The organism is Streptomyces lydicamycinicus (assembly GCF_000829715.2).
Lineage (GTDB): Bacteria > Actinomycetota > Actinomycetes > Streptomycetales > Streptomycetaceae > Streptomyces > Streptomyces lydicamycinicus.
In genome coordinates this window covers 546951-568446 of the sequence record NZ_BBNO01000007.1, presented here as the reverse complement: position 1 = coordinate 568446, position 21496 = coordinate 546951, and the positions used below count along the sequence as shown (strand labels likewise).

Below are 21496 nucleotides of genomic sequence, written 5' to 3'. Positions count from 1 at the left end.
GCTGTGAATTGCGTTGCGATTGTGTCCCGAAGGCGACCTTGTTTTCCTGATGTCCCTTAGATTGTGGTCGCTGGTGGGGAGTTGGGGGGAGGTGGGCCGATGCTGCGCGGAAAACGTCCGGGCGCCGTGGTGCCCGTGCGGGGCGTCGCCGCACTGTGCTGCTGGGCGCTGCTGCTGGTGGTGCTGCTTCCGGTGCTGATCCTCCAGTCGCTCGACGCCCGCCTCGGAGCGGCGCTGGCCGTGCAGTGCGTGGTGGTGGTGCACACGGGTGCGGCGCTGGCACGGGTGCTGACGGACGTCCGGGCGCGGCTGATCGCCCTCGGTTTCTGGCTCTTTTCCTACGTGTGGCTGGGACTCGCGCCGCTGGCGATGCTCGCGACGGACGCCTACCCCCGGGGATTCATGGTCGACGCGAACACCGCGTTCCTGACAACGGCCGTGGTGGAGACGGGACTTCTCGCCTACAGCGCCGGGTCGGCGGTGGCGTCCTGGCGGTCGTCGCGCACCTCCGTGCTCCTCGAACCGGTGCTGGCCCGGCGGCTGTCGCCGGGGCGGGTGCTGCTGCTGTGCGGTCTGGCGCTGCTGCTGGCGGTCGCGCTGATCCCGGGGCAGGGCGGACTGTCGGCGTTCTTCCTCAGCCGGCAGGCCGCCAACGAGGCCGCGGCACAGGCCGCGCCGGCCGCGTCCGCGGACCGGGCGATGGCCGCCTGGGCCCTCTCGGTGCCGGCTTTCTGGGCGCTGGTGGGGCTGGTGCACGTACCGCGGTTCACCGCCGGGGACCGGACCCTGCGCGGCTTGCGGTGGCTGCTGCTGCCGCTGCTGATCGCGGTGAACGTGGTGGTCAACAACCCGATCAGCCAGCCGCGTTTCTGGGCCGGAACGGTTCTGCTGGCGCTGGTCTTCAGCGCCTCCTGGCTGCGCGGACCGCGGGCGTTCCGGATGGGCGCGGCGGCCGTGGCGGCCGTGGTTCTGATCGTCTTCCCCTACAGCGACTACTTCCGCTACGACAAGCGGGAGCCGGTCCATGTCGTGTCGCTGGCCGAGCAGTTCACGTCCAACGGTGACTATGACGCGTTCCAGCAGATCGAGACGGGTGTGGACTACGTCCGTACGCATGGCTTCACGCCGACGGCCGCGCTGGGGCCCCCGCTGTTCTTCGTGCCGCGTGCCGTCTGGCCCGGCAAGCCCGATGACGCGGGCATCCTGCTCGCCCGGCACGCCGGCTACACCTTCGAGAACCTCTCCGCGCCGTTGTGGATCGAGTCGTACATGTGGGCCGGCTTCCCGTCGGTCATCGCCGTCTTCGGTCTGATCGGCGCGGTGGGGCGGCGGATCGACGACCTCCGGCACCGGCTGCGGCGGCGCCCGGGGACCCTCGCCGCGCTGCTGGTGCCGGCTTTCGGCTTCTATCAACTGGTGCTGCTCCGCGGCAGTTTGATGGCCATCGTGGGCCCGCTCGCCCTGCTGGTCTGCATCCCGCTACTGATCACCCGTAAGCCGGGACGGCGGACCCTTCCGCCGTCCGCGGCGGACCCCGCGGGCGCCCCGGCGTCCCCCGCACACCGCACCGCCTTGCCGCTACCCACAGGAGGAGCACGTACGTGAGCGTCTTCGACGAGCCCGCGGAGGAGCCGGACCAGATCCGGGACCAGCTGCGCCAGCTCTTCCGGTACCGGGCCCTGGTCGTGCTGGGGCTGGTGCTGGGCATGCTCGGCGGTGGCGCCGTGTCCCTGCTCGGCGGCTCGACCTATACCGCGACCGGCGAGGTCGTGGTGCATGCGATCAGTACGGCGCCCTTCGAGGCCGGCGGGGTCTCGGTGGACAAGCAGATCAGCATGGGCACCGAGCGGCAGATCGCGCAGAGCGCGTCGGTCGCGGCCGGTGCGGCCAAGGCCCTGAAGCTGACCACCGATCCGGCCCGGCTCCAGCGGGATCTGCGGGTGAGCAATCCGCCCGAGACCCAGACCCTGATGTTCGAGTACGACGCGGACTCCCCGGACCGGGCGGCCGCGCTCGTCAACGCCTTCGTGCATGCGTATCTGAACTACCGGCAGGACGCCGCGACCCAGCGGATAGACAAGACCGTCGGCAAGCTGAGCACCGAACTCAAGCCGCTCCAGGAGCAGCGCAAGGTGCTGGACCGGCGGATCGCGGCCGGGAGCGGGGGGCGGGCCACCGATGAGTCCGAGCGCAGCAATCTGGTGTCGGAGATAGCGGATCTGCAAGGGCGGATCTCCAGCCTGAAGTCCCTCGACACCACGCCCGGCGACATCGTCCGCAAGGGCGATCCGCCGGCCTTCCCGTCCAGCCCCGGTCTCGTCGTGCTGCTGCTCGCCGGGGCCGTGGTCGGGCTGGTGCTGGGCATTCTGGCGGCCTGGGTGCGCTCGGTGCTGGAGCCGCGGGTCCGGTCGGTGGCGGATGTGCAGGACAATCTGCGGGCACCGGTGCTCGGCATCCTGCCGCGCCGGCAGGGCGGTGCGGAGCTGCTGGAGGTCGGGCGGACCGGCCGCGGCAACCGGGCGGAGGCCTACCGGACGATCGCTTTCCGGCTGGTGCACGACCAGCGCTTCGCGGGACGGGGCAGTCTGCTGGTCGTCTCTCCCCGGGAGCATGCGGAGGCGGTGTCGGTCGCGGTCAACCTGGCCGGCGCTTTCGCCGAGATCGGCAACGACATCCTGCTGGTGGAGGCCGATCTGCGTACTCCGCAGCTCGCCCGGCGGCTGCCGCTGCATCACGGTCACGGCCGTCCGGTGCCGGGCAGTTGGGCGGACGGCGAGCGGCTCGCCGTGGACGCGGGGGTGGACGGGCGGTTCGATCTGCTGCCGGGCCGGGAGGTGCCCAACCCGGCGCGTGCCCTGTCCTCACCGCAGTTCGCGCGGCTGCTGAACACCCCGTCCGGCCCGAACGAGAATGTCGTGGTCGTCACCGGGCCGCTGCTGTCGCATGCGGACGGGCTGGCCGTCGCCAAGCAGGCGGCCGGTGTCGTGGTGGTGTGTGATCTCAACGAGGTCCGCCGGGACGATCTGGACCGGGTGTGGGAGCTGATCACCGGCGCCGGCGGGCACATCCTGGGGGCCGTCCTGGACAAGGGCAGCCGCGGGACGTCGCTGCGCCGGCTGACGGACGGCGGACCGACCCACCGCAAGCGCGGCCGGGGCCGTGCGCGGACGGCCCCGGTGGCACCGCCGCCGCGGCCGGGCCCGCCGCCGCCTCTTCTCGGACCGGCACCGCAGGACGGCGCGTCCGTCGACACCGACACCACCTCGCTGCGCGGATGACGGCCATCCGTCCGGCGGGGTCGGGCGGGCGGCCCGCGCCACCGGCGGCGGGAGCGGCCGGGGCCGGCGGGCGCGGGGTCGGCAGCACCGCCCGCGGCAGCATGTTCGGCCTGGCGGGCTCGGCCGCCAACGCGCTGTTCGGGTTCGTCCTCGTCGCCGTCATCACCCACGGTCTCGGGGCCCGCGGGGCCGGTGCGGTGTTCACGGGGGTCGCGGCCTTCACCATCCTGAGCAACGCGCTGAAGCTGGGCGCCGATACCGCGCTGGTCCGCTTCGTCTCCCGGGACCTGGAGCTCAGCGGCGGCGCCGGGGTACCGGCCCTGCTGCGGATCTCGGTCCTGCCGACGCTGCTGGCGAGCACCACGGGTGCGGCCGTGCTGCTGTGCTCCCCCGGGCTCGCCGGTCTGCTGCTGCCCGAGCTGGACCCGGGCCAGGCCGCCGCGCTCATTCGGCTGTTCGCGGTGTTCCTGCCGGTGACGACGGTGGCGCTGGTGCTGCTCGGGGCCACCCGGGGCTACGGCTCGGTGGTGCCCTTCGTGGGCGTGGAACAGATCGGCAAGCCGGCCCTGCGGGTACTCCTCGCGGTGCCGCTGGTCCTGGTCGCACCGAGCGTGACCGGTCTCTCGGTGGCCTGGCTGGCGCCCGGGGTGCTGGGTGCGGTGGCGGCCGGCGTCTCGCTGCGCCGGTCCCGCCGTACGCATCCGGGATCCGGGCAACCGCCGTCGCGGGTACGGGAGTTCTGGGCATTCGCCGGACCGCGGGCGGTCTCCTCCGTCTTCGACATCGCCGCGGTGTGGATCGGGGTGATCCTGCTGTCGGTGCTGGGTACCGGCACCGACGCCGGCATCTACACGGCGATCGGACGGCTGGTCACCGCGGGGAGCCTGCTCCAGCTGGCGATCAGGCTGGCGGTGGCACCGCAGATCAGCCGGCTGCTGGCGGGCGACGACCGGCACGGGGCGCGGCATCTGCACCGGTTGTCGACCCGCTGGATCGCGCTCTTCTCCTGGCCCGTGTTCCTGGTCCTCGCCGCCTTCCCCCGGACCGTGCTGTCGCTCTTCGGTCCCGGCTTCGGCGGTGGCGCGGCGGGGCTGGTGGTCCTGGCGGCCGCCTGTCTGGTCAATGTCGGTGTCGGCAATGCGCAGACGGTCATCCTCATGGCCGGGCGGAGCGTCTGGAATCTGGTGGTTGCGGGCTCCGCGTTCGTGGTCCAACTGGGCAGCGGAATCTGGCTGGTTCCGCGCTACGGGGTGCTGGGGGCGGCGGTTTCCTGGGGCCTGGCGATCGTGGTGGACAACGGTGCCTCCGCGCTGCTGGCCCGCTACCGCCTGGGCTTTCGCACCGTCGACCGGGGCTATCGGTGTGCCGCGGTGCTCGGCGTCGTGACGGTGGCGCTCCCGGTGTTCGCTCTGCGGACGCTTTTCGGGGACACCGTTCCGGGCGCGCTTTTGGGAATTGTTTTAGCCATTGGGGCTTTCTGTGCCGCCGTCTGGCGCTATCGTTTGCCGCTGGGGGTAGGGGAGTTCTTCGGGGCGCTGCGCAAGCGCGGTTCGGGAAACTCACCGTGAACGTTGGGCTCATTTCCGCACAGAACTCGTCGCGTACCCACGTCCTACCCTGACAATTCCGATCGCGCCATGCTTCCAGGGGGGACCTGTGCGCCAACGAAGCAGACCTGTCCATCTCTTGCTCGCCGCCGCGGTGCTCGGCACCGCGTCAACGGCCCTTTCCGCCGGCCCGGCTCAGGCCGCCGGCGAAACGACCCTCACCGCCGATCCGCTGCGCACCTGGCAGACCGACGGCATCGTGTGGGCCATGGCCTACGCCAAGGGCATCGTCTATGTGGGAGGCACCTTCAGCCATATCCGGCCGCCGGGCGCCGCCCCCGGCACCGGTGAACTCGCCCGTAAGAACTTCGCGGCCTTCGATGCCAAGACCGGTGAACCGCTGTCGTGCGCCCCGGCGTTCACCGGCGGCACGGGCACGATCCGGGCCATGAAGGCCTCACCCGACGGCTCGACGGTCTACATCGGCGGCTCGTTCGGGAAGGCCGGCCCGGTGGGCCGGTCCAACACGGCCGCCCTCAACACCGATGACTGCACCATCGGGGCGGACTGGCAGCCGACGGTCAGCTCGACCGTACGGGCCCTCGACGTCACCGACGACACCGTCTACATCGGCGGTGGTTTCGGCACCGTCCAGGGGCAGACCCGTGAGCGGGTCGCCGCCCTGCGGCCCGACGGCGAGCTGCTCCCGTTCAAGGCGACGATCCGTGGTTCCTCGGTCGGCAACGACCCCACCCCGTCGGTCAACGCCATCACGGTCGCCCCCCAGCTCAACAAGGTCATCATCGGTGGCCGGTTCACCTCGGTGAACGGCAGCCTCTTCGGGGTGCACGCGCTCGCCGGGCTCGATGCCACCACCGGCCGGGTCGTCAACTCCTTCACCGGCTGGATCCCCAACCGCTCAGCGGTCAAGTCCCTCGTGAACGACGGGACCAACTTCTATCTGGGCGCCGAGGGCACCGGCGGCGGGGTCTTCGACGGCCGCGCGGCGGGCCGGCTGTCGGACGGCGGGCAGCTCTGGAAGGACACCTGTCTGGGCGCCACCCAGGCGGTCCTGCCCTACAAGGGCGTCCTCTACAGCGGCTCCCACGCGCACGACTGCTCCAACACCCCGGGCGGCTTCACCGACATCGGCAACCGTCAGCACTTCCTGGCGCAGTCGATCTCGGACAAGACGATCCTGCCGTGGTTCCCGGACACCAACGACGGGATCGGCGAGCAGATCGGCCCGCGGGCGCTGACCATGGCGGACGGCGTTCTGTGGGCGGGCGGCGAGTTCACCACCGTCAATGACGCGCCGCAGCAGGGCCTGACCCGGTTCACGGCGGCGCCGGACACCGGGGCGCCGCAGGTGCCGCTGCTCAGCGGTGCGAGCGGGTCCCGGGGCAAGATCACGCTGAACTGGAAGGCCTCGTGGGACCGGGACGACGGTGTCCTGACCTACAAGATCTACCGGGACGGCGAGTATCTGACCTCGCTCAACCAGGACTCGCGCTACTGGAACCGGCCCAACATGAGCTACACGGACACCGTGGAGCCCGGGGCTCAGCACCGGTACTCGATCGAGGTCACCGACGGCACCAATGTGTCCGGGCGCAATGGCCCGGTCTATGTGACCGCCAGAAACTGACCGTATGCCGAGTGGGGGGTAAATGACGCACCGAGTAGGTTATGCGCCCGGGGTCTACGACCTATTCCACGTCGGGCATCTGAACATTCTCCGGCACGCCAAAAGCCAGTGCGACTATCTGGTGGCCGGTGTCGTCTCGGACGAAATGGCGGTGCAGGCGAAAGGGCAGGCACCGGTCATTCCGCTGGCCGAGCGGCTGGAGATCGTACGCAGCGTCCGATTCGTGGACGCGGCGTTCGTCGAGACGGTGCCCGACAAATTGGAGACCTGGCAGCAGGTACGGTTCGACGTCATTTTCAAGGGCGACGACTGGCGGGGGACGAGCAAGGGCGACAAGCTCGAAAGGGATTTCGCGACGGTCGGGGTCGATGTGATCTATTTCCCCTACACCGTGCACACGTCGAGCACCCTGCTGCGCAAGGTGCTCGACGGGCTCGCGAATTCCGCGTGACCGGCCCGGGGCGTCCGCCCTGGTGAGTGTCCGTCCCCGGCCGGTCAGCGGCCGGGGACGGACAACTCGCGGTACCACTTCACCAGGAACGCCACCATGAACAGCAGATGGGCGACGAGCAGGCAGCAGTACAGCACCAGGAACACATCCCGGCTGCCGAACAGCAGGAACAGGGCGCAGAAGACGCCGTAGTCGACCGGAAGCAGGGCGACGGAGCGCAGCGTGGAGGCGGGTGCCGCGGGCGCCGGCCCGCCCGCACCGCTCCGCAGCCGGTCGGCGCGCTTGAGCTGTTCGGTGAGGATGCCACCGAAGAAGACCATCACCGCGGCGAACTGGAAGGCGACGGGTACGAACAGATACCGAGGGTCGGAGAGGCCGAAGTGGCGGTAGAACGAGACGAGTACGGCCATGTGGAGGGCGAGCATCTTCGCGCAGTCGACCACATGGTCCAGCCACTCCCCCGCGGCGCTGCCCGTGCCGGTCAGCCGGGCGAGCTGCCCGTCGGCGGAGTCGAGGGCGAAACCGAGGACCAGTGCCGCGAAAATGGCCACCGCCGCGGCTGGCGAGGGGCGGAGCACCGCAATCATGACCACGCCGGCAAAGGTGAAAACCCCGCTGATCATGGTGACTTGATTGGGTGTCAGTTTGAGGCTGTAGCCCACGGCGGCTAATACCCGGCCGGCCGGCCGGTTCACATAGCGCGAGTACAGGGACACTCCCTTCGCGGATTTCTGGGCCGCAGACAGCTGTCTGATCGCATATCCGAACTGGCTCATGTCCCCCACCTGATGAATGGACCCCCGAAGGAGCAACATCATGACAGGCAGGACCTCTTCGTCAACCGGTGGCGCCGATCGCCGGACGGTGCTGGCGGGTACGGCCGCGGCGCTGGCGGCCGCGCTCACCGGATGCGATCCGGCGGCCCCTGCCTCCCGGCAGTCGTCCGACGACGCCAGGGCCCCCGTGGTCACCGGCCACAAGCCCAAGGGCAAGGACGTCATCGATGTGGTCGCGGACTTCGGGGCCAAGGGCGACGGACGCACCGACGACAGCCGGGCGTTCGCCCGTGCGTACTCCTACGCGGCCGGCCGGGTGTGGGACCACATCGGCCGGACCGTGATCGACATACCGGCCGGCACCTATCTCATCCGCAAGCCCCATGCGCTGCTCAACGCCACCGGGGGAAAGCTCAAGGCCAATGGCTTACGGTTCCGCGGGGCCGGCAAACGTATGACGCAGCTGCTCTTCGCGCCGCCCGAGGGCGACACCACCTATCTGTGCCGCAACGAGGACAGCTGGGCGAATGTGATGTTCGAGCAGTTGGGCTTTGTCTCCGCCACCCCCGGTGCCTCGTTCTTCTACTCCTACTCGACCGGTCAGGCGCAGGACTACCGCTTCACCGAATGCGAGTGGACCGGCGAGTGGACCTACGGTCTGGCCCTCGACGGCAGCAACACCAACTCGGAGATGCGCTGGGACGCCTGCCGGGTGGGCGGGGCCTATCGCAAGGCGTTCCTGTACTCCGGGCTGTCCGAGAAGTCGGTGAGCCACCGCCAGCAGGACCAGTTCCTCAACTACTGGTTCAACGACATGAAGGTCGAGTACGCCTGGGGCAACTTCCTGGAGTTCCCCTACGGGGGTTCCATCACCTGCCGCGGCGGTTCCTACATCATCACCGGCCGCCGCCCCGAGGACTCCGGCGACTACGGGCGCACCAGCACCTTCTTCCGTTTCCCGCGCGGTCCGCACCACGACTCCGTACAGCGCTTCCACGCCGAGGACATCCGCTTCGAGGTGCGTGCCCCGGACACCGTCGTGATCGACTGCGCCTGGGACAGCGGCACGGTGCACTTCAACGACTGTGACGACACCGCGAACGCCTTCAAGTCCTTCGCCGAGGAGAGCAGCCCCCATCGCTACCGCATCGGCTCCCAGGGCCCGCTCGTGCGGTACGACTCCTGCCAGCTGTCCGGGCAGCACTCCTACGAGCAGGACGGCGGCGGCGCCGGGCCCCGGGCCCGCTATGACATGTGCCGGTTGCGCAATCACTCCCCGCAGGACTTCATCAAGGGTGCGGGCGACCGGGTGAAGTTCGTCGACTGTCTGGGGTCCTGAACGGGTCGCGACGGGCGGGAATCCAGGGGTCCGGAAACGCCGCTGACGCCCTGTGTGCCCGATGCCGTCCCCTCGCCGACGGTGACCAACGGCACACATACTGGTCAGTAATGTTGCCGCTGGTCGGGCCTAGAGTGAGGGCCGCAAGGGCGCCGCCGGGCACCGGCGGCGATCCTCCCTCCGAGCCGACCAGGGAGACTGCATGCGTTCCCCGAAGGACTTCTTCCGCCCGCTGGCAGTCGGGGCGCCCACACCGGTACGCGAGGTACCGTTCCGGCCGTCCCGGATGATCCACTTCTTCGACCCGGGCAACGAGAAGATGGCCGCCAAGGTGCCGGCCATCGCGCCCACCGTGGACGTACTGCTCGGCAATCTGGAGGACGCGGTCGCCGCCGACCGCAAGGAAGCCGCCCGGTCGGGTCTGGTGAAGATCGCCAAGGCCACGGACTTCGGTGACACCCAGCTGTGGACGCGGATCAACAGCCTGGACTCGCCGTGGGCGCTGGACGATCTGCTGACGCTGGTCACCGAGATCGGTGACAAGCTCGACGTGATCATGGTGCCCAAGGTCGAGGGCGCCGAGGACATCCACTACGTGGACCGGCTGCTCGCCCAGCTGGAAGCCAAGGCACGGATCCAGCGGCCGATCCTGGTGCACGCCATCCTGGAGACCGCCACCGGCGTCGCCAATGTCGAGGAGATCGCCGGAGCCAGCCCCCGGATGCAGGGCATCTCGCTCGGTCCCGCCGACCTCGCCGCCAGCCGCCGGATGAAGACCACCCGGGTCGGCGGCGGACACCCCGGCTACCTGGTCCGGGAGGACCCGCACGGCGCGGACGCCGACGCACCGCGGGCCACCTTCCAGCAGGACCTGTGGCACTACACCCTCGCGCGGATGGTCGACGCCTGTGCGGCGCACGGCATCCTGCCGTACTACGGGCCGTTCGGTGACATCAAGGACGTCACCGCCTGCGAGGACCAGTTCCGCAACGCCTTCCTGCTGGGCTGCGTCGGCGCCTGGAGCCTGCACCCGGTGCAGATCGCCATCGCCAAGAAGGTCTTCTCCCCCGCGCCCGCCGATGTCGCCTGGGCCCGCCGGGTCATCGAGGCGATGGGCGACGGCACCGGTGCGGTGATGATCGACGGCAAGATGCAGGACGACGCCACGTACAAGCAGTGCCAGGTGGTCGCCGAACTCGCCGATGCCCTCGCCGCCCGCGACCCCGAGCTGCGCGACGCCTACGCCGCGGCCGAAAAGGAGTAAGACCCGTGTCCGACGCGATCCTGCGACCGCGCCGCTCCGTGCTCTACATGCCCGGTGCCAATGAACGCGCCCTGGAGAAGGCCAAGTCCCTCCCCGCCGACGCGCTGATCCTCGACCTGGAGGACGCCGTCGCCCCCGATGCGAAGGCGGATGCCCGCAAGCGGGTCGCGGCCGCCGCGGCCTCGGGGGAATACGGCTACCGGGAGGTGACGATCCGGGTCAACGGGCCCGGCACCGCCTGGCACGCCGACGACCTCCGGGCCGCCGCCGAGGCCGGCCCGGACGCGGTGGTGGTGCCCAAGGTGGACTCCGCCGACACCGTCCGGGAGGTCGAGCGCGCCCTCGAAGCCGCCGGCGCTCCGGACCGTACGGCCATCTGGGCCATGGTCGAGACCCCGCGCGCGATGCTGGACGCCCGTGCCGTCGCCGCCGCCAGCGAACGCCTCACCGTGCTGGTGATGGGCACCAACGACCTGGCGAAGGAGTTGCACGCCGAGCATGTTCCCGGCCGGGCCCCGCTGCTGACCGGGCTTTCCCTGGCACTGCTGGCGGCCCGTGACACCGGCAAGGCGATCCTGGACGGCGTCTACAACGACGTGAAGAACGCCGAGGGGTTCGAGGCCGAGTGCGTGCAGGGCCGGCAGTTCGGGTTCGACGGCAAGACGCTCATCCATCCGTCGCAGGTCGAACCGTGCAACCGGGCCTTCGCTCCGTCCGCCGACCAGATCGCCCACGCGCGGAAGGTCATTGACGCCTTCGACGAAGCCACCCGCGAAGGGCGCGGCGTGGTCACCGTCGACGGCCGGATGATCGAGAACCTGCATGTCGAGGACGCCCGCCGGGTTCTCGCCCTCGCCGAGGCGATCGCCGGACGGTAGGAGCGCGCGCCCTTCCCGCGGGCCGCGGGAAGGGCGGCGCGGTCCAGGGCCGTCACGGTGAATCCCATAATCGGACAGGGTGAATAGTCGGGACTGGCCGTTGCTCAGGCTTGGTGGTGCGGGGCATCCGGGATAGCAAGATCCCCGGGGACCCACCATGAGTGCAGGAGCACACAGTGAAGAATTCGGCACGCGTCAATGTCGTGATGGCAGGAGCCTGCGGTCTGCTCCTGGCCGCGGGTACGGTCTCGCCCACCCTGGCGTGGGCCGAATCGTCCGGCGGCGACGGGGTCTCGAACAGCGACACCGTCGCCCGCTTCGACGCCAGATTCCGCTGCGCGCACCGGGCCCGATTCTGTATCAACGGCCCGGTCCTCAGCGGAAACCCCAGAAGATCGCAGAACGTGCATGTCGCCGGCACGGTCAGCAACAGCGGTAGTCCGACCAACACCAACGGCAACACCAACGAGGACACCGGCGGCACGACCGGCACGGCGACCAAGTCCGGCAACAACGAGCAGCACATCCACCATCACCGCGACTGAGGCGCTTCGGGCGCGTTGAGCCGCTCCGGCCCCGGGCGTTCCGGGGCCGGAGCGGTGCCGTATCCGTCGGCGCGGTGTCCGGATCAGTGGTGGAAGAGCCCGAGTCCGAGGATGCGCTGGATGTTGTTGCCGCTGCCCGACGAAGCGCCCGTGACGGAGTTGGCGCCGTTGGTGGTTCCGTTGGTGTTGGAGAGGTTCCCGCTGTTGTTCGGGTTCCCGTGGTTGATGAAGTTGCCGCTGTTCAGGCTGTTGCCGCTGTGCACCGGCCCGTTCACACAGGCGTGGGGAGACGCCAACACCGGTGACCTGTAGTGGATCTGGCCCAGGCGGTTGTTGCAGACCACCCCGTTGACCGTGCCGTTCAGCGTGCCCACATCGGCGTCCGCCACCGCGGAGAGCAGCGAGTCCGGGAAGGTCACCGCCTGGGCCGCTCCGCCGCCGAACAGCACCAGCCCGCACGCCCCGACGACCGTTCCCGCCTGCACAATTCTTCTCACGACGCTCCTCGCCTCTTCTGCCTTCCGATGCCAGACGTATCGTGCTGCCGCGGTCGGCCCACATCGGCGTTCAACCCGCGGGGAGCAAACCCCTGACGGCCACAATCAGCCGGGTGGCCCACACTCCGGAGGCGCTGTCGGCGGCGGGGCCGTCAGGTGACGCTGTGCGGATGGCAGGCCGTCGCCGAGCGGGGCGGCCAGGCCTGGGGGGCGAGGATGCCCAGGACGTAGGCGCGGGCGATCAGGGCGGGCCTGGTCGGGGCGTCCAGGAGATCGCGCAGACGGCTGAGGTGGTAGTCGACGGTCTGCCGGGAGAGGTGCAGGGAGGTGGCGATCTCCGCGTTGCTGTGGCCGGCTGCCAGCAGGGACAGGATCCGTACCTGACTGGCCGTCAGCGGCGGGTGCGGATCGTGGGCCAGCCCCTGGTGGGTGACGACCGCCCAGACACTGGTGGCACGGTCCGCACTCCGGCCCACCGTCGTCAGGTGCAGCCGGGCGCGGCGCTGCTGACCGCGGGCGTCCATGAGCACCACGGTGGTCTGGATGCGCCGGCTGCGGCGGGCTATGAGATCGAGCCAGCTGCGGTGCAGCCCCGGTAATTCCGGAGCCGGGCCGAGCACGGTGTGCGCGCGGCGGCCGACGAGGTCGGAGAGCCGGGTCCGCAGCAGGTCGGCGGCCGCGGCGCTGGCCTGCTGGATGCGTCCGCCCGCGGAGATCAGGGCGCACGGCAGTCCGCTGTGATCGCGCAGCGCATGCAGGCTCTCCTCGGCCTCCCGGCGCTGGCGCAGCGCGCGGGTGTAGTCGCTGATGTCGATGTAGATGCCGGCCACGCACCGCTGGCTGCCTTCCCGGACGGGGAAGCGATGGCCGACCGCCTGGCCGCCGGTGCCGTCGAAGCGGTGGTAGGTGAGGGTGTGCCGGACCGGTTTGCCGCGTTCGAGCACCTCCCGGTCCAGGCTCAGGACCTGGCCGGCGTCGGCCGGGCCGTCGACGTCGGCGACGTCCTTGCCGATGATGTGCTCCGGTGTGGTGCCGTACAGATGGGCGTAGGCGTGGTTCGCCCAGAGGTAGCGCCCGTTCGCGTCCCGGATGAAGGCCGCGGCGGGGGCGAGGTCCGCGAAGGCGTCGTAGCGGCGGGGACCGGCCGTATGGGGGCCGACCTCCACCGCCAGTCCACGGGAGCGGCCCTGACGGGGCACGCCGAGGGGCCAGTTCACATCGAAGACACGGCCGTCGAAGCGGGCCTGCCAATGGCTGATTTCGGGTGCCTCGGCCGGCCCGGCGAGTTCCTTGCGCACGGTGTCGAGGAACCGCTGGGCGGTCACCGTGTCGTCGAAGGCGCCTCCGCCGCTGTCGATCACGCGTAGCTCACGGTCGGCCTCCCACCAGGACACCGGAAGGCGTTCGAGCAGCGACTTCAGACTGGTCTCGTCCACGACGGGCCCCTTAGTGGTGAGGAGATCAACGGGTTTCGGACGGCGCGTCCCCGCCATGCGTATCCCCCGGTGCGGGCAGGCATGCCCGGTTCTCGGCCGATCTGGCGACATCCGCGCGTTCACATCTGCCGCGCCGCGGGGACGCCATACGGCATCACGGAACCTCCACGACGGAATGACGGTATCCACAACTCTGGCATTTGCCTGAGCGGTTGCGGCCCGAAGAGGGGAACGGTGGGCCGCACGGCTGCTTCGCTAGAGGGAACGGCGTTCGGATCCGGGGGGCCGGGCGTTGCCAGCCGTTCCGATGGTTCCCACGTATGAAAAGGAGTCGGATTCCAGTGAGCAAGGTGCTGTTCGTGTATGCCAAGGGTGGTCCGCCCTTGGGGTACGCCCTGTCACGGGTCGCCGCACGGTCGGCAGTGCACCTGCTGGCGCTCAGCGCGCTCCCTCCCACCGTGGCCGCGTCCGCGGACCGGCTGTGCGCTTCGGTGCTGTGCCCCGCCGAGTCCGAGCGGCGCGACCTGGTGTCCCTGATCGTCTCCCGGGCCCAGGCGGTGGGCGCGGACGCGGTCGTCACGTTCTCCGAGTACGCCGTCGTCGCGGTCGCCGAGGCCTGCGAGAAGCTGGGCCTCGCCGGGGCCGGCGGCTGCTGCGCCCTGGCCCGCGACAAGCGGATGATGCGGCGCACCTGGCAGGAACGGGGCATATCCCAGCCCCGGTTCCGGCCGGTCGCCACCGCCCAGGATCTGCACGACGCGGCCGCCGCGCTCCGCTTCCCCCTGCTGCTGAAGGCCGCCTGGAGCGCCGGCTCCACCGCCCACCGGATCCTGCGCTCCGCCGACGACGTCCCAGCGGCCTGGGAACGGGCGCGGGAGGTGATGGCCGAATCCGCGCAACTGGGTTATGCCGAGCTGCATGTGGCCGGCGCCGGGGCCGACTTCCTCGTCGAGGAGATCGTGCCGGGCACCGCCACCGGGTGGTTCGGCCAGGAGGGCTGGGGCGACTACGTCAGTGTCGAGGGCGTCGTCGTGCACGGCGACTTCCGTCCGGTCTGTCTCAGCGGGCGGATGCCGACGGTGGAGCCGTTCACCGAACGCGCCGGAATCACCCCGGCGGCGCTGCCGCATGACGCGCAGCGGCGCATCGTGGCCCTGGCACGCGAGGCCGTCGATGCGCTGGGGTTGCAGAACTGCGGTACGCACACCGAGATCAAGCTCGGCGCCGACGGGCAGATGTGGGTGATCGAGACCGCCGCCCGGTTCGGCGGGGCGATGACCGTCCCGCAGATCGAGGAGGTCTTCGGCCTGGACCTCATCGGCATGCTCACCGACCATCTGCTGGGGCGCCCGGTCTCCTGGCCCGCCGAGGTGCGCACCCCGCAGGAGGCGCACGGCGCGGCCGGTTCCCTGGTCGTGCTGGCCGTCGACGGCGCCGGTGATGCCTGGCCGGACCAGCGGGTCTGGGACTTCCCGACGGTGCGGGACGCGGTACCGCTCAGCGCCGGCAGCCATCTGTCCGTGGTCGCCGAGAACTCGCTCCCGGACGGGGCGCCGGTCCCGGTGTACGACCCGGCCGCGGGCGCCAACACCATGGCGGCGCTGTGCCTGTTGTCCGCCACCGACCCGGAGACCGTGATCCATGACTTCCGGAACCTGGTGGACGCCCTGCCCAAGGTGCTCCCCACGGCCGGCCCCACCACGGAGGTGCGCCCATGACCACCACCGCCGTTCTGCCCGCCGGTGCCCCGGGCCCGGTCACCGACCGCACCGTCATCGGTGAGAACCTCTCCCTGCCGCTGTTCCGCACGCTCTCGGGTGTGCTGGCCGGTCACCCGTACCTCAAGGTCGTGGTGGACCGGATCGAGGACACCTGGCATCTGCTCGACACCGCCGTCCACCCCTTCCACGTCAACTACATCGCCACCCGCGTCCTCGGCATGGAACTGACGGAGCTGGACTCCTGCCTGGACGCCTTCAACGCCTCGGTCTACATGGACCCCGAGCGCCGCTTCCTGCTGGGTGTGCTCTCGCTGCACACCGATGAGGACGCCGAGGGCCGGGAGCGGCCCTTCCTCGTGCTGGAGACCACCGAGGCCGACACCATGAACGGCCGGCTGCTGGAGGAGTTCTACACCTTCGTCCGGCACCGGGTCGACGGCCGTCTGCCGCTGCTGCTGAAACCGGCGAACCACGGGCAGGAGCACGAACTCGCCGCGATCAGCGACGTACACGTGCCGCGGATCCTCGGCCATCAGCTGTTCGGCAACCGCACCCGCACCCCGCTCAACCCGGGGGAGGCCGTCGGCCGGCTCCGCTACTTCCGGACCCTTGAGGAGTACACGGCCGCGGCTGACGGGCTCGGCTGGTCCGACATCGTGGCCATGCCGTGTCTGCCGGACGACGTACCGCGGGTGGCCGGCTTCCTCAACACCTCGCCGGGCACCCCGCTCTCGCACACCAATGTCCTCGCCTCCGGCTGGGGTATCCCCAACGCGATCGTCCGCGACCTGGAGCGGATGGTCGACGCGGACGTGCTGGACGGCGCCTGGGTCCGCTACCGGGTCCAGGACGACGAGATCACGCTCGTCCCGCTGGCCCATGCCCCGACGCTGGAGGCCCCGGCCTGGCACCAGCAGCGGATCCGGATGGAACCGCCGCTGCTGGAGGACGTGCCGGCGCTGTGGCTGCACCGGCTGCGCCGCGCCGACCGGGACCGGTACGGGACCAAGGCCGCCAACCTCGGCGAGCTCCATCACGTCCTCGACAGCCGCACCGCCGACCTCACCGCCTTCTACGGGCGGCCGAGGCCACCCCGCGCCGACCTCTACGGCCACCTCGCGGCCCGTCTCGGCGCCAAGGACGCGACACCCGAGGAACTGCGCGCCCTGGCGGCCGACTTCGTGGCCGGGGTCATCGCGGCGCCCGACGGGGTCGCCCTCCCCTTCGCCCTTCAGCACCGCTTTCTGACGTCCTCGCCGGCCGTGCAACAGGGCCTGGGCAAGCTCAAGATGGCGCTCGAACTCGACGCCGTCGACGTGCTGGACGCGCTCTGTTTGCATTTGCAGCAGCTCATCCGGAACACCCCGCTGCCCGAGGACGTGAGCCGCCAGATCACCCAGGCGCTGCCCGGCGGCCCGGCCACCGGCAGGCGTCTGGTGGTGCGGTCCTCCTCCAACGCCGAGGACCTGCCCGGGTTCTCCGCGGCCGGGGTCTACGAGTCGATCACCACGGTCCACGGCGCGGACGAACTCCTCGACGCGGTACGCCAGGTGTGGGCCTCCCTGCTGTCGCCGCGCAGTGTCCGGCTGCGCCACCAGGCGGGCATCTCCCTCGACGACACCTACATGGGCGTGATCATCCAGGAGTATGCGCCCGCGGACCTCGGCGGTGTGCTGGTCACCTGCAATCCGACCAGGCGCGAGGACTTCCGCAACGTCTACCTCAACTGCTCCCCCGGCTCGCCCGAGACGGTCGTCGACGGGACGACGCTGCCGCTCCAGTACCTGTACAACACGGTGGAGGGCGGCGGCCGTACCGTCGCGCTCGGCTCGTCCGGCCAGGACCTGCCCGTCGGTACCCGGGACAAGCTGGCGCGGCTGGCGCTGACCGGGCGGCTGCTCCAGTCCCACTTCAGCGACACCGACGTGGACCATCCGCTGGACATCGAGTGGCTGATGACCGATCAGGGTGACTTCCGCCTGGTCCAGATCCGCCCCTACGCGCTGTGATCCGCCGGTTCACCGGCCCGCTGCGCACCCGCCGGTCCCGGCCGGCGGGTGCGCCCCTGCCACCACGGGCCCGACGGATCATCCGGCTGAACAACGGCTTCCAGCTGCTGTTCAACCTGCTGTGGTGGATGCCGGTCTTCTACGCCTACCAGCGGGAGGCGGGACTCTCCGACGGGGAGATCTTCGGCATCCAGAGCATCTATTACGTCGCGTTCTGCCTCTTCGAGATCCCGACCGGGATGGTGGCCGACCGTATCGGTGCCCGTAACTGCCTGCGGGCCGGGGCCGTCGTGATGACCGCGGCGAACCTGGCGCCGGCCTTCGCGCCCAGCTACACCGGCTTCCTGGTGCACTTCCTGGCCATCGCCGCGGGCCGCTCGCTGACCTCCGGCGCCGCCAGCGCCTATCTCTACGACGGCCTGGAGGCCGAGGGCGCGGGCGAGCACTATCTGAAGGCCGAGGGTCAGGCGCGGGCGCTGGGGCTGGCGGCGAAGGTGCTGTGCTGGCCGCTGGTCGGTCCGCTGATGGCCGTCGCGCACCCCACGCCGTATGTGCTGAGCGCCGCGAGCGCGGCGGGTTCGCTCGTCTGTGCCGTGGTGCTGCCGCGGCAGGCGACGGTGCGGCACAGCGGCCCCGGCCGCGGCAAGGGGACATCGGGCGGGCCGGTGTTCCTGCGCGATGCCGTCTCCGCGCTGCGCTGGGTGTGGGCCACTCCCTGGCTCGCGCTGCTCATGGTGCAGGGCGTCGCGGTGTTCACGCTCTCCCGGATCTGCCAGGTCAATCTCTTCCAGCCGGTGCTGCTGGACCATGGCATCCCGGAGAGCTCGCACGGCGGTGTGCTGGCCGCGATGACCGTCGCGGAGGCGGTGGCCTCGGCGCGTCCGCAGTGGCTCGGCAGGCGGCTGTCACCGGTGGCCTGGGTGTCGCTGCTCAGTCTGGCGATGGCGGGCACGCTGGCGGGCAGCACCCTGGGCGGACCGTGGACCGTGGTCGCCCTGCTGTGCGTGTTCGCCGCGGTCACCGGCTTCGCCTATCCGCTCCAGCGCAAGCTGGTGAACGACGCCATCCCGGCGGGGGCGCCCCGGGCCACCCTGCTGTCCGTCGAGAGCATCGTGGACCGGGGCGTGTGTGCGCTGGCGGCGGTGGCCGCGGGGGCCTATCTCTCGGCGGGCCGGCTGGACGCGCTGCTGTGGCACAGCGCGCTGGCCACCGGTGTGGTGATGGTGGTCCTCCAGCTGGTCCTGCGGCGTGCCCCGGGCCGGCGCAGGGTCGCTCCGGTGGCCGAGCCGGAGACGGAGCTGGTCACCACAGCAGGAAACCCCTGAGCGGCACGGTCATACTGGGGACGTGCGGGGTACCGAAGCCGGGCGCTACGGCGAAGGCCTGTTCCGTCCGGAGGAGACCGGCGAGGCCGACCGTATCGACCTGGGTGCGCTCGCCTATGACGAGGTGAGCACGGCCCGGCTGGCGGCGCTGGGCGCCGGGCCCGGGTGGTCCTGTCTGGACGTGGGCGCGGGAACCGGCACCCTCGCGCGGTGGCTGCTGGAGTCGGCGGGTGTCACGGCGGTCCTCGCGGTCGACCGTGACACCCGGTCCCTGGACGCCGACCGGACACCGGGACTGTCGACGCTGACCGCCGACATCACCGCGCCGGACTTTGCCCCCGGCCGGTTCCAGCTGGTCCACGCACGGTTCGTACTGATGCACCTGCGCTCCTGGCGCCGCATGATCACCAAGCTGGCCTCACTGGTCGCGCCCGGTGGTGTGCTGGTGCTCAGCGACGCCGTGGACCTGACGACCGCCGGGGCGCCGGCCACCCCGTACACCACGGTCATGCGGGCGATGTGGCACGGGCTCCGGCAGTCCATCGGTACGGACATCTCCTGGGTGCCCGACTGTCCGTACCTGTTGCGGGAGGAGGGCCTGAGCCGGGTGGCCGCCGAGATCCATGTCCCCCCGTTGGTGCCCGGCAGCCCCCTCAGCGGTTTCTGGGCCGATACCTGGGACCGGGCGCGGGACGCCATGCTGGCGACGGGGCAGGTGGACGCGGCCCGGATCGAGCGGGCCGGGCGCGAGCTGTCGTCGGACGACTGCGCCGGTCTCTCCCCCGGGATGCTCACCGCCTGGGGCTGGCGGACCGAGGAGGCCGTCCGCGACGGGCACATCTGACGTGCCGCCGGCCGGACGGTCCCCGGCCCGTCAGCCGCGGGGTGCGGTCAGCGGGTCTGCTACCGGGTCCGGTGACCGCCGGTCCGCCGTGGGGAGTTGCTGGGTGGAGCAGTGGATACCGCCCCCGCCCTCACCGATGTTGTCGACCGGCACCTGCACCACCTTCCGTCCCGGATACTGCTCCCGCAGGATCGCGGCCGCCCTGCTGTCGGCCTTCCGGTCGCCGAAGCGGGGCATGACGACCGCGCCGTTGGCCACGTAGTAGTTGACGTAGCAGGCCAGGAACTCCTTCCCGCGCCGCCCGAAGTCCGACGGCTCGGGCAGCTCGACGACCTCGATCCGCTTTCCGCGGGCGTCGACGGCCCGGTCCAGGACACTGCGGGCCTGTTCGTAGGCACCGGTGAAGGCGTTGCGGGGCGCGTTCTGCGCGGGGGTGCTGAGGACCACGACGCCGGGCGCGGAGAACCGTGCCAGCGCGTCGATGTGATAGTCCGTGATGTCCTTGCCCTTGACGCCCTTCACCCAGATCACCTTCCGGGCGCCGAACAGGTCCTTGAGCTCCCGCTCCAGGTCCGCGCGGGTCTTGCCGGGGTTGCGGTTGTCGTTGACGAGGGAGCTCTCGGCCACCATCAGGGTGCCCCGGCCGTCGCCCTCCACGGCGCCGCCCTCGCTGATGAGCGGGGCCTTGATCCGCGGGATCCGTGCGTCGGCCAGGATCGCGCGGGCGACCCGGCGGTCATGGCCGTGCTCCTGCTTGCCGCCCCAGCCGTTGAAGTTGAGGTCGACGCCGGCGACGCCGTCGGGGCCGAGCACGAAGACCGGTCCGGTGTCCCGCATCCAGAGGTCATCCACCGGGACCGGGACGACCTCCACCCCGGACCCGCAGGCCCGCTGTGCCGCCTTCGCGTCCCGGTCCCCGGCCAGCAGCAGCACCGGCTCGAACTCGGCGACGGTCCGGGCGAGTCGGGCGATGTCGGCCCGCACTCCGGCGGTGTCCGGCCCCCAGATCCGCCGGCTGGGCCAGGACATATAGGTCGCCTCGTGCGGATGCGCCTCATCGGGCAGCCGCCATCCGCCGCCGGGCCGCGCCGCCGCGGGGACGGCGTCGGCCCCGGGCGACGCGGCCCCGTCGCGGTCCGGTGTGCCGCAGCCGCTCAGGGCTCCCCCGAGGGCGGTGGCGACCGCCGCTTGCAGTGTCTGACGTCGGGATATTTCCACGATCAGCTCCCTGACTGAAAATTTGGTCAGGACGATGGTAGGGCATGATCGGATCCGAGCCACCTTGATTTCCTCGGACAGCGGGAGCATGCGATGCCGGACAGGCCCACCCAGATCCTCGAAGCCGCCGCCCGGCTGATCGCCCGGCGGGGCGTCCGCGGGCTGCGCGTCGAGGAGGTTTCCGCGGAGGCCGCCGTCTCGACCGCGCTGATCTACTACCACTTCAAGGACCGCGCCGGACTGCTGCGCCGCACCCTGGAGTTCATCAGCCGGCGCGCGGTCCGCCACACGGACGCCGCGCTGGAGGCCTCCGACGATCCCCGGGTGCAGCTCACCGAGATGCTGCTGCTGGAGCTCCAGGACAGCCCCCAGGTCAGGGAGAACAGCGCGGCCTGGGGCGAGTTGCGTGCCACCGCCGTCTTCGACCCGGACCTGCGGGAGCTGCTGGCGGCCGCGACCCAGGAGTGGGTGGACGATCTCGCCGGGCTGCTGCGCCGCGCTCAGGATGCCGTTCCGAACGGAGCCGGGACGGACCCCCATGCGGCGGCCGAGCGGCTCACCGCACTCGTCGAGGGCCTGAGCGAACGCTGGCTGAGCGGCACCACCTCGCTCCAGCGGGCCCATGAGCTGCTCCGCGGCGCCGTCGAGACGGAACTCCGGCCGGTCTGACCGATCTTGAACCCCGGCTGCCCCCGCCCCACGGCGGGGGCAGCCGCATGT

Annotated in this window: 18 protein-coding genes; 14 read left to right on the top strand and 4 right to left on the bottom strand. The window is 70.9% G+C overall.

Annotated elements, in window-relative coordinates:
- Positions 1–99 precede the first annotated feature (99 nt).
- The 5 genes from TU31_RS25010 to TU31_RS24990 all read left to right on the top strand — a co-directional run bounded on the left by TU31_RS25010 (position 100) and on the right by TU31_RS24990 (position 6924).
- Positions 100–1605, top strand: a complete 1506-nt coding sequence (locus TU31_RS25010; protein WP_042158404.1) for a hypothetical protein — start codon at positions 100–102, stop codon at positions 1603–1605.
- Positions 1602–3278, top strand: coding sequence for a polysaccharide biosynthesis tyrosine autokinase (locus TU31_RS25005; protein ID WP_042158402.1), 1677 nt, complete (start codon positions 1602–1604; stop codon positions 3276–3278). Before TU31_RS25010 ends, TU31_RS25005 begins: the two co-directional genes overlap by 4 nt.
- Positions 3275–4846: an oligosaccharide flippase family protein gene (locus tag TU31_RS25000; protein ID WP_042158400.1), complete on the top strand. Its 1572-nt coding sequence runs from the start codon at positions 3275–3277 to the stop codon at positions 4844–4846. The genes TU31_RS25005 and TU31_RS25000 overlap by 4 nt, the downstream gene beginning before the upstream one ends.
- 88 nt (positions 4847–4934) lie before the next feature.
- Complete coding sequence (locus TU31_RS24995) at positions 4935–6473, top strand: hypothetical protein (protein WP_042158398.1); 1539 nt, start codon at positions 4935–4937, stop codon at positions 6471–6473.
- A 22-nt stretch (positions 6474–6495) separates the two neighbouring features.
- Positions 6496–6924 (top strand): FAD synthase family protein, encoded by a 429-nt coding sequence (locus TU31_RS24990; protein ID WP_042158396.1) that lies wholly within the window; start codon positions 6496–6498, stop codon positions 6922–6924.
- 44 nt (positions 6925–6968) lie between these two features.
- Here TU31_RS24990 and TU31_RS24985 read toward each other — a convergent pair whose 3' ends face one another.
- Positions 6969–7700 carry a CDP-alcohol phosphatidyltransferase family protein gene (locus TU31_RS24985; RefSeq protein ID WP_042158394.1) on the bottom strand — a complete coding sequence of 244 codons (732 nt, stop codon included), beginning with the start codon at positions 7698–7700 and terminating at the stop codon, positions 6969–6971.
- Positions 7701–7740: 40 nt separating this feature from the next.
- On the opposite strand from TU31_RS24985, the gene TU31_RS24980 reads away from it, so the two are divergent.
- The 4 genes from TU31_RS24980 (at position 7741) to TU31_RS24965 (ending at position 11726) form a co-directional block, all read left to right on the top strand.
- Positions 7741–9039, top strand: coding sequence for a glycosyl hydrolase family 28-related protein (locus TU31_RS24980; RefSeq protein ID WP_245698690.1), 1299 nt, complete (start codon positions 7741–7743; stop codon positions 9037–9039).
- A 202-nt stretch (positions 9040–9241) separates the two neighbouring features.
- Positions 9242–10303, top strand: a complete 1062-nt coding sequence (locus TU31_RS24975; protein ID WP_042158390.1) for an HpcH/HpaI aldolase/citrate lyase family protein — start codon at positions 9242–9244, stop codon at positions 10301–10303.
- 5 nt (positions 10304–10308) lie between these two features.
- Positions 10309–11181 (top strand): HpcH/HpaI aldolase/citrate lyase family protein, encoded by an 873-nt coding sequence (locus tag TU31_RS24970; RefSeq protein WP_042158388.1) that lies wholly within the window; start codon positions 10309–10311, stop codon positions 11179–11181.
- Between the two features lie 176 nt (positions 11182–11357).
- Complete coding sequence (locus TU31_RS24965) at positions 11358–11726, top strand: hypothetical protein (protein ID WP_042158385.1); 369 nt, start codon at positions 11358–11360, stop codon at positions 11724–11726.
- 83 nt (positions 11727–11809) lie between these two features.
- Here TU31_RS24965 and TU31_RS24960 read toward each other — a convergent pair whose 3' ends face one another.
- Together TU31_RS24960 and TU31_RS24955 are read right to left on the bottom strand one after the other, a co-directional pair.
- Positions 11810–12211, bottom strand: a complete 402-nt coding sequence (locus TU31_RS24960; RefSeq protein ID WP_042158384.1) for a hypothetical protein — start codon at positions 12209–12211, stop codon at positions 11810–11812.
- A gap of 164 nt (positions 12212–12375) precedes the next feature.
- On the bottom strand, positions 12376–13659 hold the full coding sequence (locus tag TU31_RS24955) for a PAS domain-containing protein (protein ID WP_042158382.1): 1284 nt from the start codon (positions 13657–13659) through the stop codon (positions 12376–12378).
- 341 nt (positions 13660–14000) lie between these two features.
- Between TU31_RS24955 and TU31_RS24950 the strand changes: the two genes are divergently transcribed.
- Genes TU31_RS24950 through TU31_RS24935 form a run of 4 tightly spaced genes read left to right on the top strand, consistent with a single transcriptional unit; the run spans position 14001 to position 19558 of the window.
- Entirely contained in the window at positions 14001–15377 is a 1377-nt protein-coding gene (locus TU31_RS24950; protein WP_042158380.1) for an ATP-grasp domain-containing protein, read from the top strand.
- The gene (locus TU31_RS24945) at positions 15374–17389 is read left to right on the top strand and encodes a PEP/pyruvate-binding domain-containing protein (protein ID WP_042158378.1); all 2016 of its coding nucleotides are present in this window, start codon (positions 15374–15376) and stop codon (positions 17387–17389) included. The genes TU31_RS24950 and TU31_RS24945 overlap by 4 nt, the downstream gene beginning before the upstream one ends.
- Complete coding sequence (locus tag TU31_RS24940) at positions 17386–18714, top strand: MFS transporter (protein WP_052719038.1); 1329 nt, start codon at positions 17386–17388, stop codon at positions 18712–18714. The genes TU31_RS24945 and TU31_RS24940 overlap by 4 nt, the downstream gene beginning before the upstream one ends.
- 22 nt (positions 18715–18736) lie before the next feature.
- On the top strand, positions 18737–19558 hold the full coding sequence (locus TU31_RS24935) for a class I SAM-dependent methyltransferase (protein WP_042158376.1): 822 nt from the start codon (positions 18737–18739) through the stop codon (positions 19556–19558).
- A 30-nt stretch (positions 19559–19588) separates the two neighbouring features.
- On the opposite strand, the gene TU31_RS24930 is transcribed toward TU31_RS24935, so the two are convergent.
- Positions 19589–20776, bottom strand: coding sequence for an agmatine deiminase family protein (locus TU31_RS24930; protein ID WP_042158373.1), 1188 nt, complete (start codon positions 20774–20776; stop codon positions 19589–19591).
- A gap of 93 nt (positions 20777–20869) precedes the next feature.
- Here TU31_RS24930 and TU31_RS24925 point away from each other — a divergent pair, with 93 nt between their 5' ends.
- A complete protein-coding gene (locus tag TU31_RS24925) occupies positions 20870–21445 on the top strand; it encodes a TetR/AcrR family transcriptional regulator (RefSeq protein ID WP_042158369.1) in 576 nt (191 codons plus the stop codon).
- The last annotated feature ends 51 nt before the right edge of the window (positions 21446–21496 follow it).